The sequence below is a fragment of the Haloprofundus marisrubri genome (assembly GCF_001469955.1).
Taxonomy (GTDB): Archaea; Halobacteriota; Halobacteria; order Halobacteriales; family Haloferacaceae; genus Haloprofundus; species Haloprofundus marisrubri.
In genome coordinates, this window is sequence record NZ_LOPU01000026.1 from 1 (window position 1) to 257 (window position 257).

The following is a 257-nucleotide window of genomic DNA, read 5'->3' on the forward strand; positions in this document are numbered from 1 at the left end:
GTCCGCATCAGTTCGGGCAATCCCGTCGTCGATTACGAGGCCGAAAACGGCCGATTGCAGGCGGTGTACGTCGACCGAAAGCGTGCGAAAATTCCCTATCACGCCGACGAATTCGTCCTTGCCACCGGCGGACTCGTCGGCAAAGGCATCGACTCCAGTCGTGAAGGCGTGACCGAGCCGATTTTCGACGCGCACGTCCCGCACTCGTCGGACCGCTACGACTGGTTCGACGACGACGCCTTCGGCGAGCATCCGTT

Annotated in this window: 1 pseudogene; it reads left to right on the forward strand. The window is 61.9% G+C overall.

What is annotated here, in order from left to right:
* Nucleotides 1-257: pseudogene (locus tag AUR64_RS10390) on the forward strand (glycerol-3-phosphate dehydrogenase subunit GlpB); the annotation flags it as partial.